We start from the raw sequence: 523 nt of genomic DNA, 5'->3' as shown, positions 1-523 counted from the left end.
CGCCGTCAGCTCGGCCTCGTAGGCCCGCGCCAGGCGCTCGATGGTCGCCGGGGCGAACATCTGCGCGCTGAAGCTGAACGCCAGGCTCAGCTCGCCGCCGTAGACCTGGCCGTTGAGCATCAGCCAGTTGTTCAGCGGCGCCTGCGGGCTGTGTTCTTCGCCCGCGCTTTCGGTCGCCGGCGACAGCAGTGCATCACCGTCGAACTGGCCGTCCAGCTGGCCCAGGTAGTTGAAGGTGATACGCGGGCTCGGCAGCTGCGCCAGGGTCTGGCGTGCGCCTTCGTTGCCCAGGTAGCGCAGCAGGCCGAAGCCGATGCCCTTGCGCGGCACGCCGCGCAGCTGTTCCTTGACCTGCTTGATCGAATCCCCTAACCCACCGGCCGGCGTCAGGCGCACCGGGTAGGCGCTGGTGAACCAGCCCACCGTGCGGCTCAGGTCGACGTCGTCGAACAGGTCTTCGCGGCCATGGCCTTCGAGTTCGATCAGCGCCGATTCGGTACCGCTCCAACGGCAGACCACGCGG

At 68.5% G+C, this 523-nt stretch carries 1 protein-coding gene; it reads right to left on the bottom strand.

What is annotated here, in order from left to right:
• On the bottom strand, positions 1 to 523 hold a 523-nt coding region (locus G7007_RS21860; RefSeq protein ID WP_258198659.1), incomplete at both ends, for a condensation domain-containing protein.

This window comes from Pseudomonas entomophila (genome assembly GCF_013523125.1).
GTDB lineage: Bacteria > Pseudomonadota > Gammaproteobacteria > Pseudomonadales > Pseudomonadaceae > Aquipseudomonas > Aquipseudomonas entomophila_B.
This window is presented reverse-complemented; position numbering and strand designations above follow the sequence as displayed.